The sequence below is a fragment of the Streptomyces sp. NPDC057616 genome (assembly GCF_042800575.1).
In the GTDB taxonomy this organism is placed as follows: Bacteria; Actinomycetota; Actinomycetes; order Streptomycetales; family Streptomycetaceae; genus Streptomyces.
Genome location: NZ_JBHVGU010000020.1, coordinates 119,843 through 135,440 on the forward strand (window position 1 = coordinate 119,843; position 15,598 = coordinate 135,440).

Below are 15,598 nucleotides of genomic sequence, written 5' to 3' on the forward strand. Positions count from 1 at the left end.
AATTGGGTAAAGCTCGGGGCCGCCGGCGCGGCGGATCTGGCAGTCTGTGCTGTGTCCGAGGGTGAAAGAGGGGCCCCCGCGGAAGGCGGCTCCAGGGTGCCGGGTCACCGGGGAGCACGTCATGGCCGCACAGAAGGCGCAGCGCAGTCACACGCTGCTGCTCTGGCTGCCTGCCGTGGTGATGGCGGTGGTCGCGGCCGCGGACATCCTCACCGTGCCGGGACTGGGATTCCTGCCGCTGGCATCGCTCGGCCCGGCCTTCGCGGGACTGGTCGGCGGCTGGCGCCGTACGGCGTGGTTCGGACTGGCGGCGCTGCTGCTGTGCGTCGCGCTCGGGCTGTACGACGGGCTGTTCCAGGAGCGCCGCGGCTTCATGGCCATGGTGTCGGTGGTCGGTGTGACCTGCGCGGGCATCGCCGCCGCCGTGATGCGCGGGCGCCAGGAGGCCGAACTCGCCAGCGTCCGCTCGATCGCGGAGGTCGCCCAGCGCGTACTGCTGCGCCCGGTGCCGCTGACGGCCGGGCCGCTCCAGGCGGCGGTGTCGTACACCTCGGCCGTCGCCGAGGCGCGCATCGGCGGCGACCTGTACGAGGTGGTGGCCTCACCGCACGGCGTGCGGATGATCGTGGGCGATGTGCAGGGCAAGGGGCTGGCCGCGGTCGAGACGGCCGCCGTGGTGCTCGGCGCGTTCCGTGAGGCGGCGCACGACGAGCCCGATCTGGTGGGCCTCGGCGAGCGCCTGGAGCGCAGCGTGGCCCGCGTGCTGGAGGGGGAGAAGTTCGTCACCGCGGTCCTCGCCGAGGTCGGCACACGGCACGAGGCGGTCTTCCTCAACTACGGCCACCCGCCGCCGATGGTCGTCCGCGAGGACGGCACCGCGCACTTCCCGCAGCCGCCGGCCTACGCACCGCCCCTGGGCCTCGGCCTGCACTCCGAAGGGAGCCCCAAGCCGTTCTCCGTGAGGTTCGCGCCGGGCGAGCAGCTGCTGCTCTACACCGACGGCGTGAGCGAGGCACGCGACCGGCACGGCGAGTTCTATCCGCTCGGCGACCGCGCCTCGCTCCTCAAGGACACCGACGCCCAGGGCGCGCTGGACACCCTGCGCGAGGACCTGGTCCGGCACACCGCAGGACCGCCCCACGACGACGCGGCCATGCTCCTGCTCCGCTACCACCGGCACACGGCCGGCGAATCGGGCGAGGACCTGTGACGCGGGGTTAGTGTCGTCGGCATGACCGAAGACTCCCTGCGCTCCGTCACCGTCGAGCGATCCAGCACCGGACACTTCGTCGCCACGAACACCCGCGGCGGCACCCTCCGCTTCGGCAACGGTTCCGGACCGGACGACGAGTTCACCCCGGTCGAGCTGCTGCTCGCCGCGATCGGCGGCTGCACGGCGGTGGACGTCGACATCGCCACCAGCCGCCACGCCGAACCCGCCGGCTTCTCCGTCAAGGTCACCGGCAACAAGATCGAGGACGACCTCGGCAACCGGCTGACCGATCTCGCGGTCACCTTCACCGTCGTCTTCCCGGGCGGCGAGGGGGCGGACCGCGCCCGCGCCATCCTTCCCCGCGCGGTCAAGACCTCCCACGACCGGCTCTGCACGGTCAGCCGCACGATCGAGATCGGCACCCCCGTGACCGCGACCGTCGAGAACGTCTGACAGGGCCCCGCTCCGGGGTGCGCGCGGGTGCGCGCCCCGGAGCGGGGGCGGATCCGTCCGGTCGTCAGCCGGCCAGTTCCTTCGTTATGCGGTCGAGCATGAACGCCGAGGATTCCTTCGCGCGTTCCTCCCACGCGAAGACGCAGGCCGTGGCCACGCCGTCGAAGTTCAGCTTGCGGAGCGTGCCGAAGAACGCGTCCCAGTCGACCTCGCCCTGACCGATGTCGAGGTGCTGGTGGATCCGGGCGGTAGTGCCGGGCGGGTTCAGGATGTAGCGCAGACCGCCGGAACCCTTGTGGTTGAAGGAGTCCGCGATGTGCACGTGCTGCAGCTTGTCCCCGGCGTCGCGCATCATCGCCGCGATGTCCGCCGTCGGGTCCGTGCCCGAGAGGTGGAAGGAGTGCGGCGCGCAGTACAGGTAGTTCACCCACGGCCTGTTGATGGCGCGGACCAGGTCCACCGCGGGGGCGTTCTCCTCGCAGAAGTCGTCCGGATGGGCCTCCAGGTTGAGGGCGATGCCCTCCCGCTCGAAGACCGGCGGCAGCTCCTCCAGCGAACGCCAGAAGGCGGCCTCGCTCTCGGCGGCACGCTCGGGCCGGCCGTTGAACTCCGAGTTCATCAGCGGGCATCCGAGGTCGGAGGTGATCTCGATCATCCGCTTCCAGTAGCGGACCGCGGCCTGCCGCTCGGTCTCGTCGGGCGAGGACCACTTGTACAGCGGCAGCACCGAGGAGAGCTGGACGCCGTGCGTGCGCAGGGCGTTCTTCAGCTCGGCGACGCGCCCGTCGTCCGCCCGCGGGTGCAGGAAGAACGGCATGAAGTCGTCGCGCGGCGACAACTCGATGTACGCGTAACCGAGTTCGGCCACCGTGCGCACCATGTCGTCGATCGGCAGGGCGCAGAACATGTACGGGTCGATGGCGATCTTCACGCGGCACCTCCGTAGAAGGCGGGACGGGGCTTGAGGTCGGTGCCGACGACCCGGCCCGACTCCAGGGCCTCGACGGTCGCCGCGGTGACGACGGTGGCGGCGTAACCGTCCCACGCCGAGGGGCCGGTGGGCTCCTGGCCGGCGGCGACACCCGCGATCCACTCGCGGAACTCGGTGTCGAACGCGTCCCGGAAGCGGCCCACCCAGTCCGTGAGCACCTCGGTGCTGTGCTGCGCGGCGGTGCGCACGCCGACGGCCGCCGGGTCGGGCAGCCGGACGAGACCCTCCTCGCCGACCGTCTCGCACTGGATGTCGTAGCCGTACTGGCAGTTGACGAAGACCTCCAGGTCGATGCGGACGCCCTTGGCGGTCTCGAAGAGCATGATCTGCGGGTCCTTCAGGTGCGGGAACCGCCTGGCCGTGGCGCGCGGCGTGACGACCTGGGTGGAGACGATCTCGTCGTCCAGCAGCCAGCGCAGCACGTCCACCTCGTGCACGGCCGTGTCCAGCGCGGCCATCGCGGAGGTGTACGACTCCGGGACGGTCGGGTTGCGGTGGGCGCAGTGCACGATCAGCGGGGCGCCGATCCGGCCGGAGTCGATGACCTGCTTCATCTGCCGGTAGCCGGCGTCGTAGCGGCGCATGAAGCCGACCTGCACCAGGCGGCGGCCGTGCGCGGTCTCGGCGTCGATGATCCTCAGACAGTCCTCGGCGGTGGTGGCCACGGGCTTCTCGCAGAACACCGGTTTGCCGGCCGCGATCGCGTCGAGTACATGCTCGGCGTGGGTCGGGCCCCAGGAGGTCACAAGAACGGCGTCGACGTCGTCCGCCGCGACCACGGCCGGGCCGTCGGGCAGCACCCGGGCGCCGACCGGCGCCGCGGCCTCGACGGCGCGGGCGGAGTCGATGTCGGTCACCGCGGTGACCTGGGCGCCGGTGATGGTCTCGGTCAGGCGCCGGATGTGCTCGTGGCCGATCCAGCCGGCGCCGACGACTCCTACACGTACGGTCATGGTCGTTTCCTAACCAGGAGAAGCGCGCCCGGAGTTCGGCTTCGAGGGTTTCGAGGGTGCGGCCCTTCGTCTCGGGGACGCAGAGCTTCACGAAGAGGAGCGAGAAGAGCCCCGCCACCACGAACAGGAAGAAGGTGTTGGAGATCCCGATCCCGGAGACCAGGGACGGGAAGACCAGGCCGATCACGAAGTTGGTCAGCCACAGCACGACCGCGGCGACGCCCATCCCGAAGCCGCGCATCCGCATCGGGAAGATCTCCGACAGCATCAGCCAGGTCACCGGCCCCGGCCGTCGCCGGAGACCTCGAAGTAGTAGATCTCCTCCAGCTCGGCCTCGATCGGGGTGCCGTCCGCGTCGGTGCGGGCCTCGTCGTGCTTGTGCGGCGGGTACGAGGACCGGTTGCCGCCCGGTGTGAGGACCTCGCAGACCAGCAGCCGGCCGGCCTCGAAGGTGCCGGGCAGGCGGTAGTTGCTGACCTGGCGGGAGCAGGCGCCCGCGCCGCGCAGTTCGACGGGGACGTCCTCCTTGCGCCCGTACCGAGCGCGGAGGCCACCACGCCCGGTACGGGCGGCGGGCAGCGCGAACCGTCCCCCGCTCGCGCTGCTGATGAGGGCCTCCGACCCGCGCGGTAGATTCGCGAAGTCGGTGGCCGAGGCGAACACGCCCGTCCGCCCGGCGAGTTCGAAGGCCGTGCCGTCCGCGGTGACGGTGCAGGTGCCCGTCAGCGGCAGGACCAGGAACCCACTGTCCTGGGTGGACGGGGCGTGCGTCTCGCCCGGCTTCAGGGTCAGGATCCTGAGGCCGGAGTATCGCCGGCCCGCCGACTCCGGCGTGACAAGGAGGTCGTAGGGACCGTCCGTGGCGGTCCCGGCCGGCAGGTGGTACTTGTTGGTGCGCGCGCTCACAGCAGGCTCACCGCCTTGTCGACGGCGCCGGCGACATCGCCGCCCGCCGGGTAGAGCAGGGAGCGGCCGACGACCAGGCCCTGCGCGGTGGGTTGTCGCAGGGCCTTGCCCCAGGAGGCGAAGGCGGCGTCGGCGTCCATGACCTCGCCGCCCAGCAGCAGGGCGGGCAGCGTGGAGGAGGCCAGCACGCGCTCCATGCCGTCGACGACGGGCAGCTTGAGCCAGGTGTAGGCGGTACGACGGCCCAGCCCCGACGCGATCGTCACCGACGTGATCACGGCGTCCGTCGACAGGCCGTTGCGGATCTTCCCGTCCTGCCACCGGGACAGGAACGGCTCGACCATGGCGATCAGTCGCCGGTCGTTGAGCTCGTCCACCGCGTGGGCGGTGTTCTCCAGGACGGACGGGGTCGCCGGGTCGCCCAGCGCGATGCGGGTGAGCATCTTGCCGCCGTCGAAGCCCATCGCGGCGATCGTCTCGGCGTCGTAGCCGGTGAACCGGTCGTCGATCTCGAACACCGAACCGGCAAGGCCCGCCCGGTTCATCGACCCGAACACCGATTTGCCGTCCAGGACGCCGAGCAGCAGCAGGTCCTCCAGGATGTCGGCGGTGGCCAGCACGCCGGTCACGCCCGGGCGTTCGAGCGCGGTGCAGAGCCGGTCCAGCAGCTCGAAGCGGTCGGCCATCGCCTGGGGGTTCCCGCCGACGCCGTTGGCGCCGCGCGCGGGTTGGTCGGCGGCGATGATCATCGCCTTGCCATGCTCGCCCAGCAGCGAGGTGGCCCTCACGCGGCTCGCGGCCGCGGCCGCGACGGCGCCGGGGTCGTTCACCCGGGCGCGCACGATCCGGTTCACGTTGTCGGACAGCACGTCGTCACACCTCTCGCCGGGAGTCGTCGCGGGCGGCCTGGAGCCTGGCCTCGACCTCGGTCTCGGTGGGCATGGCGTCGGAGCAGGAGAGCCGGCCCGCGACGATCGCCCCGGCGGCGTTGGCGAAGGACACCGCGCGGCGCGTGTCCCACCCCGACAGCAGCCCGTGGCACAGCGCCCCGCCGAACGCGTCCCCGGCGCCGAGCCCGTTGACCACGTCCACCGGTACCGGCGCGATCTCGACGGCCGAGCCGTCCCGGTCCATCGCCAGCACGCCCTTCCGGCCCTGCTTGACCACCGCCAGCTCCACGCCCGCGGCCAGCAGCGCCTTCGCGGCGGTGTACGGCTCACGCTCGCCCGTGGCGACCTCGACCTCGTCGAGATTGCCCAGGGCGACCGTGGTGTGCCGGAGCGCCTGCGCGTAATACGAGCGCGCCTCGGCCGTATCCGCCCAGAACATCGGGCGCCAGTCCAGGTCGAAGACGGTGGTGCCGGTCCGGGCCCGGTGCTCCAGCGCCGCCAGCGTCGCCGACCGGCTCGGTTCCTCGCTCAGCCCGGTCCCCGTGATCCAGAACACGCTCGCGTCCCGCACGGCGCCCAGGTCCAGCTCGTCCGGCGCGATGTCCAGGTCGGGCGCCTTGGGCAGCCGGTAGAAGTACAGCGGGAAGTCGTCGGGCGGGAAGATGTCGCAGAACGTCACCGGTGTCGGCGCGATGCCCGAGGTGCCCACGAACCGGGCGTCGACCCCGTACCCCGTCAGGGACGAGCGCACGAAGTCCCCGAACGGATCCCGGCCCGTCTTCGTGATCACGGCCGCGGAGTGCCCGTACCGGGCGGCCGCCACCGCGACGTTCGTCGGGCTGCCGCCCAGGTACTTGCCGAACGACGTGACCTCGGCCAGCCCCACGCCCGTCCGGAGCGGATACACATCCACCTCGCACCGGCCCATCGTCAGCACATCCAACGGCATAACGCAGGTTCCCCTTCGCTCCGGAGACTCCGTGGAGCTCTCGCGGAAGACTCTCTGGTGCGCTCTACTAGCGCGCTCTAGTCCGAGTGCGATGACCCCTGTCCAAATGTCATGTCAATAGCGTGTTGCCGGGAGATTTCCCGACCCCCGTTAAAGTGGCCAGGTCGGAGGGTGGAGACACAGGTGGATGCTTCGGGCAAGCAGCGGCCCACGATGGCGGACGTGGCCGAGAAGGCGGGTGTCTCCCGGGCGCTCGTCTCGATCGTGTTCCGTAATCAGCCGGGAGCGAGCGAGGCGACCCGGCAGCGGGTGCTGCGGGTCGCGGACGAGATCGGTTACCGCCCCGACAGCGCGGCCCGGCTGCTGGCCCGCGGCCGCAGCCGCACGATCGGTGTGATGTTCACCGTGCAGCAGACCTTCCACACGGACCTCATCGAGGGCATCTATCCCGAGGCCGAACGGCTCGGCTACGACGTGCTGTTGTCCGCGTCCGCCCAGGGGCGCAGTGAGGAGAAGGCCGTCGAGGCGCTGCTCGGGCACCGCTGTGAGGCGCTGATCCTGCTCGGTCCCGACGCGGATCCCGGCTATCTGGACGAGCTCGGCCAGCGCGCGGTCACCGTCTCGGTCAGCCGCAGACTGCCGCCGCCCGCGTCGACTTCGTGCACAGCGCCGAGGGCAAGGGCGTGCGCCAGGCGATGGACCACCTGGCCGAGCTGGGGCACCGGCGGATCGTGCACATCGACGGCGGCCGCGGACCCGGCTCGGCCGAGCGCCGGCGGGCCTACCGCGCCGCGATACGCCGGCACGGGCTGCAGGAGCAGGAGCGGGTGATCCCGGGCGAGCACACCGAGCAGTCCGGCATAGAGACCGGACGGCTGCTCCTGGCCGAACGCGACCGGGGCCTGCCCCTGCCGACCGCGGTGCTCGCGGGCAACGACCGTTGCGCATGGGGCCTGTTGATGACGCTGACCCGGGCCGGTGTCGAGGTGCCGCGCGACGTGTCCGTCGTCGGCTACGACGACACCCACCTCTCCCATCTCATGCCGATCGGCCTGACCACCGTGCGCCAGGACGCGCGGCTGATGGCGGAGCACGCGGTGCGGTTCGCCGTGGAGCGCCTGGAGAAGCCGGAGTTGGAGCTGCGGGAGGCGGTCCTGGACCCGAAGCTGGTGGTCCGCGGGACGACCGGACCCGTACCGGAGGCGACGGCCTGACCTGCTCGGCGGCCCCCCACCGGCTGGGGTGCCGCCGTCAGGCGCCGGCCGCCACCGCCACACCGAGCAGGAGCAGGACGACACCGGTGACCAGGCGCAGCCTGCGCTGGACGGCCGGCCGGGAGACCAGGGCGCGGCCGCGGTTCACGCCCCAGGTGAACAGCACGTACCAGGAGACGTTCACCAGCGCCCAGACCACACCGAGGAACGTGCTCGACAGGAAGACGGGACCGGACGTGGTGACGAACTGCGGCAGCACCGACACCGCGAACACGCCGGCCTTGGGATTGCCGAGGCAGGTGCCGAGCCCCATGAGGTAGCCGCCCCCGGCACCGGCGCGGTCGCCCGCCTCGGTCACGGCCCGGGTAGCCGCCGCGGCCTCGGCGTCGGTCACGGCCCGGGCGGGGGTCGAGCGCGCGGCGCGCAAGGTGCTCACCCCGATCGCCACCAGCACCACGCCGCCCACGATCCGTACGACTGCGTAGGCGCGGGGGCTGGCCAGCAGGACGGCCGACAGCCCGGCCGCGGCGGCGAGGGACCAGACCAGCAGCCCGCTCGCGTTGCCGAGGATCGTGCCTCGCGCCGCACGCAGTCCGCCCGTCAGGACCTGCCGGATCATGAGCGCCTGACCGGCGCCGGGCAGCATGGCCAGCAGCCAGGTGGTGATCAGGAACGCGGTGAGATGCGTGGGCACGGCGAGGCCTTCCGGGATCGGGCGGTGGTGTCGGTCCGGCTCACCACCGAGCCTGTCCGGGATCTGGCGTTAAGAGAAGTTAAGCAAGATGGCTACAGCATTAAGCTGACTGTATGCGTGTGGATCCAGGCCAGCTGCGGCTGCTCGCCCTGATCGGGGAGTTCGGCTCGCTGACCGCGGCGGCGGAGGCGCTCCGGCTCACGCCCGCCGCGGTGACCCAGCAGGTGGCCAGGGCCGAGCGGCAGTGGCAGGTGCCCCTCGTGGTCCGCGGCCCGCGTGGCGCGCGGCTCACCGAGGCAGGAGCCCTGCTCGCCACCCACGGCCGGGTCGTCGACGAGACCGTGGAGAAGGCCGGGGAGGACATGGCGGCTCTGCTGGGGCATCTGTCGCTGCGGCTGCGCGTCGGCGCGTTCCAGGCGGCCGCCCTGCATCTCGTGCCGCCCGCCCTCGTGGCCCTGCGCCACCGCCATCCCGACGCCGACGTCTCCGTCGTCGACGTCATCTCCGAGCGGGGCCCGGGCGAGGTCGAGGCAGGCCGGCTCGATCTGGCGGTGGCCGCCCTGTGGAGCGACGCGTACACGTTTCCGCCGCAGCTCGCCGCGCATCCGCTGCTGCTCGATCCGCTGGTCCTGGTCCTCCCGGCCGATCATCCGCTGGCCACCGGACCGTCGCCCGAAACCCCTTTGCGCCTGGAGCAGTTGCGTCACGAGGCATGGGTGTCGATCATGGCCGGCAGTGCCGCCCGGGAGCAGTTCGACCGGGCAGCGAAGGAGGCGGGGTTCACCCCCAGGGTGCGCTTCGAGACCGAGTCGTTCGACGTCGCCCAGGCACTGGTCGGCGCGGGCAGCGGCGTGGCCCTGGTCTCCCGGCTGGCGCTCACCCACGTGTCCGGCACCACGCACCGCGAGCTGGCGCGGCCGCTGCTGCACCGCCGGATCCACGCGCTCACGCAGACCGACACCACACTGACCCCGCTGGTGGAGGTGTTCCTCGGGCTCCTGCGCGATGTGGCGCGGGAGCGGGCGGCCGCGTGGCAGGAGGCCGATCGGGAGCCTCCTGCCTGACGACGGGGAGGCGGGCGGTCCGGTCATGGTGATGGCCGCTCCCGGCCGCGGCGGCGGCCGGCCGGCAGGGGGACCGGATCCGGCCCGGTGACCACGGTGTTGGATACGGTGCCGATGCCCTCGACGGTGAGCGTCACCGTGTCGCCGGGCTTCAGCGGCGGCGGATCCTGCCGGCCGCGCACGCCCCACAGCTCGGCGAGGCAGCCGCCGTTGCCGCAGGTGCCGGAGCCGAGCACGTCGCCGGGGCGCACCCAGGTGCCGCGCGAGGCGTAGGCGGCCATCTCCTCGAAGGTCCAGCTCATGTTGGACAGCAGGTCCTTGCCGACCACCTCGCCGTTGACCGAGGCGGTCAGCGCGAGCCGCAGGAAGCCGTCCTCGTCGCGGTGCCTCTCCAGCTCGTCGGCCGTCACCAGGTACGGGCCCAGCGTCGTCGCGGTGTCCTTGCCCTTGCACGGCCCGAGGCCCACCCGCATCTCCGCGGACTGCAGGTCGCGGGCCGACCAGTCGTTGAGGACCGTGTAGCCGACGATGTGCCGGCGGGCCTCCCCGGGGGTGAGGTCGCGGCCCGGCTCGCCGATCACGGCCGCTACCTCGAGCTCGAAGTCGAGCGCGACCGAACCCGGAGGCACCGGGATGTCGTCGTACGGGCCGTACAGGGCATAGGGGTTGGTGAAGTAGAAGGCCGGAGCCGCGTACCACTGCGCGGGCACGCCCACCGCGCCGTCCACGGATCGCCGTACGCCCTCGACGTGTTCCTCGAAGGTCACGAAGTCCCGCACGGTGGGCGGTTGGAGCGGTGGAAACAGGTGTACGTCGGAGACGTGGGGGCCGGGAGGGGCGTCGTGGGCGGCGGAGCCCGCGTCGAGCAGGACGGGCAGTCCGCCGCCGTCCGCCAGCAGGGCGGCCAGCGAGTGGACGCCCGGAAGCGGTCGGAGCGTGCCGTCCTCCTCGACGACGGCGACCCGGCGCCGGTCCCGGTGTTCGTAGGTGGCGAAACGCATCGGTTGGGGTCCCCTTCCGTCAGACCGGCGGGGCCACGAAGCAGCCACGGTCCGGGTCGTTGAAGGACTCCGTGGCGACGAGTTCGTTCATCGGGTTCGCGGTGCCCCACTGGTCGGTGACCTCGGGCCGGGAGAAGTCGTAGACGGAGGGGTGCCAGGTGTCCTCGTCCAGCAGCTCCAACTCCGTCGTGTACTCGACGGTGTTGCCGTGCGGGTCCAGGAAGTACGTGAAGGTGTTGTCGCCCGCCATGTGCCGCCCCGGGCCCCAGATCTTCCGGTAGCCGGCCCGGATCACACGGCCGGAGCCGCGCATGTACTCGTCGATGCCGCGCATCTCGAACGACACGTGGTGCAACGAGGTGTGCGGGCCCTTCGCGAGGGCCATGGAATGGTGCCGGTTGGAGATCCGCATGAAGTGCATGACCTCGCCCAGGTGCGGGGAGCTCAGGGTGTCGGAGAGGCGGAAACCGAGGTGCCGCTCGTACCAGGCGCGGGTCCGGTCCAGGTCGGGCGAGTTCAGTACGACGTGCGAGAGCTTGACCGGGATGGACTCCTTCTCCTCGATCCTGCGGTGCCGGCGCACCTCCACGTCCGCGGACACCTCGACGGTGCGCCCGTCGACGTCGAAGAACCGGAAGCCGTACCCGCCGCCGGGGGTGTCCACCGTGCCCGGCTGCGAGAGCAACCGCACTCCGCCCGCCAGCAGTTGCTCGGCGAGCGTGTCCACCTCCGCCACGCTGCCGGCGCCGTAGGAGACCAGGTCGAGGCGCTTCTCGGCCGCCCTGCGCAGCCGGACGACGTACTGCTCGGGGGAGCCCTCGGCGGCCAGGAAGGAGATGCCGGAGTCCTCGGCGACCTTGGTCAGGCCCCAGACGCCGGCGTAGAAGTCGAGTTGCTTGTCGTAGTCCGGCACGGCGAGGTCGACGTGACGCAGATGGGTGAGCAGGCGGTTGCTCATGGGGCCTCCTCAGGCGAGGTTGAGCAGGGCGGCGGCGTTCGTGCCGCGCACGGCGTGGAAGTCGGGGTCCGGCAGGTCCGCGGCGCGCAGCGCGCCGAGCGGATCCTCGGTGCCCATGTCGAAGGGGAAGTCGGAACCGAGCAGGACCCGGTCCGCGCCGACGGCGCGGATCAACTCCCGCAGGACGTGCGGGTCGTGGACGAGGGAGTCGAAGTAGAGCTGCCGCAGCTGCGTGCTCGGCTCCCGTGAGCAGCGCCGGGCGTCGGGGCGGACCCGCCAGGCGTGGTCGGACCGGCCGATGTGCGTGGGCAGATAGCCGCCGCCGTGCGCCGCGATCAGTTTCAGGCCCGGATGGCGGTCCAGGACGCCGGAGAAGATGAGGTGCGAGAGGGCCACCGCGTTCTCGGTGGGCTGGCCCACGGTGTTGGACAGGTACCACTGGTCCAGGCGCTCGTCGAGGGTGCAGCCGAAGGGGTGGAGGAAGAGGAGCGCGCCCGTCTCCCGCGCCCGCGACCACAAGGGCTCGTACGCCGGGTCCGACAGTTCACGGCCCGGCGCGTGCGAGGAGATCTCCACGCCCCGCAGCCCCTGTTCCAGGGCGTGATCCAGCAACTCGACGGTCAGGGAAGGGTGCTGGAGGGGAACCAGTCCCAGGCCGTGGAGGCGGTCGGGTGCCTTGGCGCAGTGCGCCGCGGTGCCCTCGTTCGCCAACCGGCTGATGCGGGCGGCCAGTTCAGGCTCCGCCCAGGAGTGGTAGTGGGAAGGGGACGGGCTGATCAGCTGGAGGTCCACGCCCTGCTCGTCCATGGCCGCCAGGCGTACGGCCACGTCCGTCAGCTTCGGCACACGGGCGCCGACCATCGGGCCGTTCACGCTCAGAGCCTCGGGGCCGTTGCGGCGGGCGTCGAGTGCGCGGGCCTCCGTCAGGGAGGGGTGACCGGCGACGGCCTCCTCGACCTCCGGGAGCAGGAGGTGGGCGTGGACATCGATCGTCGGTGCCGGCGAAAGTCCGCACGGCGTCAGCGGATCGGTGGTCGAGGGGCCGGTCACGGACGCTCCTCGAGGACGGTCATGGTGCGGCCGAGCAGCCCCGCCATGTCGGCGTCGCGCACGCCGTCCAGCTGCCACCGGCCGATCTGCACGGACGCGTCGACGACGGTGCGCACCCGGGCGATGCGGCGGTCGTGGTAGGCCTGCAGCAGCTCGTCGTCCCAAGTGCGTCCGCTCGTGAGCAGTTCGGCGAGCACGGAGGCGTCCTCCAGGGACATGGCCGCGCCCTGGGCGATGGTGGGCGGGCAGCAGTGGGCGGCGTCGCCGACGAGGACGACCCGGCCCCGGTGCCAGGAGCCCTCGACCAGCAGCCGGTGGAACCAGGTGTAGTTGACCTTCCCGGGGTCGGTGATGTGCGCGGTGATCTCCGGCCAGGCGCCGCCGTAGGCCCGTGCCAGCCGGCGCATCTCGTCGGCGTGGTCGGCCGGGTCGACGGCGGAGCGCTCGCGGCACGCCTCCACGACGTAGGCGTAGAGGGTGTGTTCGCTGGTGGGGCAGTAGCCGGCGATGTAGGCGGGGCCGCCGTAGGCGAGGTCGGTGCGCGTGACGCGCGCGGGCCGCGGGGCGGCGACGCGCCAGATGGCCATGCCGGTCGGCTCGGGCTTCTCGGTGATGCCGATCGCCTCGCGGGTGGCGGAGTTGAGGCCGTCGGCGGCGATCACCAGGTCGTAGCGGCCCTCGCTGCCGTCGCTGAAGAGCACCGAGACGCCGTCGGTGTCCTGCTTGAGCGTCTCGGCGGTGACACCGAGGCGCACGCGGGCGCCCGCGGAGCGGACCGCCTCGCTGAGGATCTGCTGCAGCCGGGGGCGCTGCATGCCGAGGGTCGCGGGCAGGTCCTCGCCGCCGGTCCGGATGTCCTCGGCCTCGAAGAGGACGGTGCCGTCGGGGGCGGTCACGCCCAGGGAGCTGAAGGCGTACCCGGAGGCCTCCACCTCGTCCCACACGCCCAGTTCGCGCAGCACCCGCAGGGCGTTGCCCTGGAGCGTGATGCCGGAGCCCGTGCCGGCGTGCCAGTCGGGTGTCACCTCGATCAGGTCCACGGCGATCCCGGCGCGGCACAGCAGGATGCCGGCGGCGTTGCCGGAGGCGCCCCCGCCGATGACGAGGACGGAGGGCGGGCGGCTGGCGGTCATGTCGGGGTCCCTCCCGAGGACGGTGCGGCACGGCTTGGTGCGGCAGAGATATGAGGTGCGGTACGACGGACGAGCGGAGCGCGCGGGCTACTTCACCGCGACGGGGTTGACCGGAGAGCCGACCGCTCCGGTGATGGGGAGCGGCGCGGCGGTGAGCCAGAACTCGTACACGCCGTCCTCGGCGCAGTCCGCCGCGAGCGCGTCGAGATCCCACATCTCGCCGATCAGCAGGCCCATGTTGGGGATGACGACCTGGTGCAGCGGCTGGAAGGCGTGCGCGAACTCGTTGGGCCGCACCTCGAACCCCCAGGTGTCGGTGGCGATCGCGGCGATCTCGGTGCCGTGCAGCCAGCCGGCCGTGGTGAACGACAGTCCCGGCGCGGGCCCGCCCGCGTAGTCGCCCCAGCCGTCGCGCCTGGCCCGGGCGAGCTGCCCGGTCCGGACGAGCACGATGTCGCCGCGGCCCACCCGCACGCCGTGCGCCTCGGCGGTCCGTGTCAGGTGCTCAACGGTGATGGCGAACCCGTCGGCCAACTCGCCGTCTTCGCAGACCACTTGGGCCACATCCAGCAGGACGCCGCGTCCGGCGACGTACGCGGCCATGTGCTCGATTCCGGTGACGAGGTCGCCGTCGGAGGTGACGACCTTCTCGGCCGCGCGGCCGTTCCACGCCCTGCCGTGATCGAAGATGTGCCCGAGCCCGTCCCACTGGGTGGAGCACTGCAGGGGCATCGCGATCACGTCGTCGGCGCCGCCGATCCCGTGCGGGAAGCCCTGGTTGCCGAGCGCGGCGTCGGTACCGGTGTCGAGCATCGTGTGGACCGGGTTGGTCCGCCGGCGCCAGCCCTTCTGCGGGCCGTTCATGTCGAAGCGCTGCGCGAGGGAGAAGCTGACCCCGCGGCGGACCAGCGCGGCCCCCTCGCGGCGCTTGGCCTCGTCGAGGAAGTTCAGGGTGCCGAGGACGTCGTCCTCGCCCCAACGGCCCCAGTTGGAGTACGACTTGGCGGCCCGGGCGATCGCACCCTCCGGGTCGTGGCGGTCCGGGCTCATGCCGCCCCCTCCGCGACACAGCGGGTGCGCTGGACGCCCAGGCCGGTGATGGAGCCCTCCATGACGTCGCCGTCGCGCAGCAGCCGGCCCCAGTGGATGCCGTTGCCCGCGGGGCTGCCGGTCAGCACCAGGTCACCGGGCAGGAGGCGGGAGGTCCGGGAGATGTACGACACCAGACGCGCGACGCCGAAGAGCATGTCCTTGGTGGACTCGTCCTGCATGGTGTCGCCGTTCAGCTTCAGCGTGACGCGCAGATCGCCCGGGTCGCCGATCGACCCGGCGGGCACGAGCCACGGGCCGAGCGGGGTGAACCCGGGGGCGTTCTTGCAGCGCAGCCAGTCCGTGCCGATGGCCTTCATGTCCCGCCGGAAGACGGTCGCGCGGTCGGTGAGGTCGTTGGCGACGGTGTACCCGGCGACATGGTCCAGTGCCTCCGCGACCGTGACCCGGTAGGTGGGCCGGGCGATGACGGCCGCCAACTCCAGCTCCCAGTCGGGCTGTTGGGCCCACGAGGGCAGCACGACGTCGTCGTAGGGACCGGCGATCGTGGTGGGCAGGCCGATGAACACGTACGGCAGGTCCTCGGCGGCCCGGCGGTCCATGATCGCGGCGATCTCGGCGCGCGCCTCCTCGACCGTACGCGGGTCGTCGGGGGAGCGGTGCGCGACCTCCAGGTCGATCACGTGCTGCCGGTAGTTGGCGCCGGACTGGAAGATCTGCCGGGGCTCGATCGGGGCGTGCACCCGCAGGTCCTCCAGCGGCAGCCAGGCCTGGGTGTCGTCCTCGGCCAGGGCGTGCAGCTCGGGAAGGGTCTCCTCCCACCGTTCGACCACGGCGCGTGTCCCGGACGGCGCCCGGTCCAGCGCCCTGCTCAGGTCGAGCACCCGCTCCCTGGCCAGAAGTCCGGGGAAGGGCTCACCTCCCGGAGCGGAGAAGGCGCCGAGCGCGAACGGGCCGGCAGGTTGCGCGAGCGTTGCCATCAGATGTCCTCCTGCTGGGTTGCGGACTACTCTGGCCCCGATCTGCCGATCACGGAAATAGATCCTGTGGATGCTCCTCATCCATGGAGTGGATGCCCC

14 protein-coding genes and 3 pseudogenes are annotated in these 15,598 nt (G+C 72.0%); 4 read left to right on the top strand and 13 right to left on the bottom strand.

Going from position 1 to position 15,598, the window contains the following annotated elements; all coding sequences use genetic code 11:
- Nucleotides 1–121: 121 nt before the first annotated feature.
- Both ACFU97_RS25235 and ACFU97_RS25240 read left to right on the top strand, forming a co-directional pair.
- A complete protein-coding gene (locus ACFU97_RS25235; RefSeq protein WP_384260457.1) occupies nt 122–1,210 on the top strand; it encodes a PP2C family protein-serine/threonine phosphatase in 1,089 nt (362 codons plus the stop codon).
- A 21-nt stretch (nt 1,211–1,231) separates the two neighbouring features.
- Nucleotides 1,232–1,666, top strand: coding sequence for an OsmC family protein (locus ACFU97_RS25240; protein WP_384260459.1), 435 nt, complete (start codon nt 1,232–1,234; stop codon nt 1,664–1,666).
- Between the two features lie 64 nt (nt 1,667–1,730).
- On the opposite strand, the gene ACFU97_RS25245 is transcribed toward ACFU97_RS25240, so the two are convergent.
- The 6 genes and pseudogenes from ACFU97_RS25245 to iolC all read right to left on the bottom strand — a co-directional run bounded on the left by ACFU97_RS25245 (nt 1,731) and on the right by iolC (nt 6,355).
- Complete coding sequence (locus ACFU97_RS25245; protein ID WP_384260462.1) at nt 1,731–2,597, bottom strand: sugar phosphate isomerase/epimerase family protein; 867 nt, start codon at nt 2,595–2,597, stop codon at nt 1,731–1,733.
- A complete protein-coding gene (locus ACFU97_RS25250; RefSeq protein ID WP_384260464.1) occupies nt 2,594–3,610 on the bottom strand; it encodes a Gfo/Idh/MocA family protein in 1,017 nt (338 codons plus the stop codon). The genes ACFU97_RS25245 and ACFU97_RS25250 overlap by 4 nt, the downstream gene beginning before the upstream one ends.
- A gap of 16 nt (nt 3,611–3,626) precedes the next feature.
- A pseudogene (locus tag ACFU97_RS25255) lies at nt 3,627–3,893 on the bottom strand (MFS transporter); the annotation flags it as partial.
- Nucleotides 3,893–4,516: pseudogene (locus ACFU97_RS25260) on the bottom strand (5-deoxy-glucuronate isomerase); the annotation flags it as partial. The pseudogenes ACFU97_RS25260 and ACFU97_RS25255, both read right to left, overlap by 1 nt.
- Entirely contained in the window at nt 4,513–5,385 is an 873-nt protein-coding gene (locus tag ACFU97_RS25265; protein WP_384260467.1) for an aldolase, read from the bottom strand. The gene ACFU97_RS25265 and the pseudogene ACFU97_RS25260, both read right to left, overlap by 4 nt.
- A gap of 4 nt (nt 5,386–5,389) precedes the next feature.
- Complete coding sequence (gene iolC / locus ACFU97_RS25270; RefSeq protein ID WP_384260469.1) at nt 5,390–6,355, bottom strand: 5-dehydro-2-deoxygluconokinase; 966 nt, start codon at nt 6,353–6,355, stop codon at nt 5,390–5,392.
- 213 nt (nt 6,356–6,568) lie between these two features.
- Between iolC and ACFU97_RS25275 the strand changes: the two are divergent.
- Nucleotides 6,569–7,569 (top strand): annotated as a pseudogene (locus tag ACFU97_RS25275) (LacI family DNA-binding transcriptional regulator).
- Nucleotides 7,570–7,606: 37 nt separating this feature from the next.
- Here the strand turns inward: ACFU97_RS25275 and ACFU97_RS25280 are convergent.
- Nucleotides 7,607–8,263 carry a LysE family translocator gene (locus ACFU97_RS25280; protein WP_384260471.1) on the bottom strand — a complete coding sequence of 219 codons (657 nt, stop codon included), beginning with the start codon at nt 8,261–8,263 and terminating at the stop codon, nt 7,607–7,609.
- Nucleotides 8,264–8,376: 113 nt separating this feature from the next.
- On the opposite strand from ACFU97_RS25280, the gene ACFU97_RS25285 reads away from it, so the two are divergent.
- The gene (locus tag ACFU97_RS25285) at nt 8,377–9,327 is read left to right on the top strand and encodes a LysR family transcriptional regulator (RefSeq protein WP_384260474.1); all 951 of its coding nucleotides are present in this window, start codon (nt 8,377–8,379) and stop codon (nt 9,325–9,327) included.
- Between the two features lie 23 nt (nt 9,328–9,350).
- Here ACFU97_RS25285 and ACFU97_RS25290 read toward each other — a convergent pair whose 3' ends face one another.
- The 6 genes from ACFU97_RS25290 to ACFU97_RS25315 all read right to left on the bottom strand — a co-directional run bounded on the left by ACFU97_RS25290 (nt 9,351) and on the right by ACFU97_RS25315 (nt 15,499).
- Nucleotides 9,351–10,328: a fumarylacetoacetate hydrolase family protein gene (locus ACFU97_RS25290; RefSeq protein ID WP_384260476.1), complete on the bottom strand. Its 978-nt coding sequence runs from the start codon at nt 10,326–10,328 to the stop codon at nt 9,351–9,353.
- 19 nt (nt 10,329–10,347) lie between these two features.
- On the bottom strand, nt 10,348–11,286 hold the full coding sequence (locus ACFU97_RS25295) for a VOC family protein (RefSeq protein WP_384260478.1): 939 nt from the start codon (nt 11,284–11,286) through the stop codon (nt 10,348–10,350).
- 9 nt (nt 11,287–11,295) lie between these two features.
- Nucleotides 11,296–12,336, bottom strand: coding sequence for an amidohydrolase family protein (locus ACFU97_RS25300; protein WP_384260480.1), 1,041 nt, complete (start codon nt 12,334–12,336; stop codon nt 11,296–11,298).
- The gene (locus ACFU97_RS25305; RefSeq protein ID WP_384260483.1) at nt 12,333–13,469 is read right to left on the bottom strand and encodes an FAD-dependent oxidoreductase; all 1,137 of its coding nucleotides are present in this window, start codon (nt 13,467–13,469) and stop codon (nt 12,333–12,335) included. Before ACFU97_RS25305 ends, ACFU97_RS25300 begins: the two co-directional genes overlap by 4 nt.
- An 87-nt stretch (nt 13,470–13,556) precedes the next feature.
- The gene (locus ACFU97_RS25310; RefSeq protein ID WP_384260486.1) at nt 13,557–14,519 is read right to left on the bottom strand and encodes a cyclase family protein; all 963 of its coding nucleotides are present in this window, start codon (nt 14,517–14,519) and stop codon (nt 13,557–13,559) included.
- Entirely contained in the window at nt 14,516–15,499 is a 984-nt protein-coding gene (locus ACFU97_RS25315) for a fumarylacetoacetate hydrolase family protein (protein WP_384260488.1), read from the bottom strand. The genes ACFU97_RS25310 and ACFU97_RS25315 overlap by 4 nt, the downstream gene beginning before the upstream one ends.
- Nucleotides 15,500–15,598 lie beyond the last annotated feature (99 nt).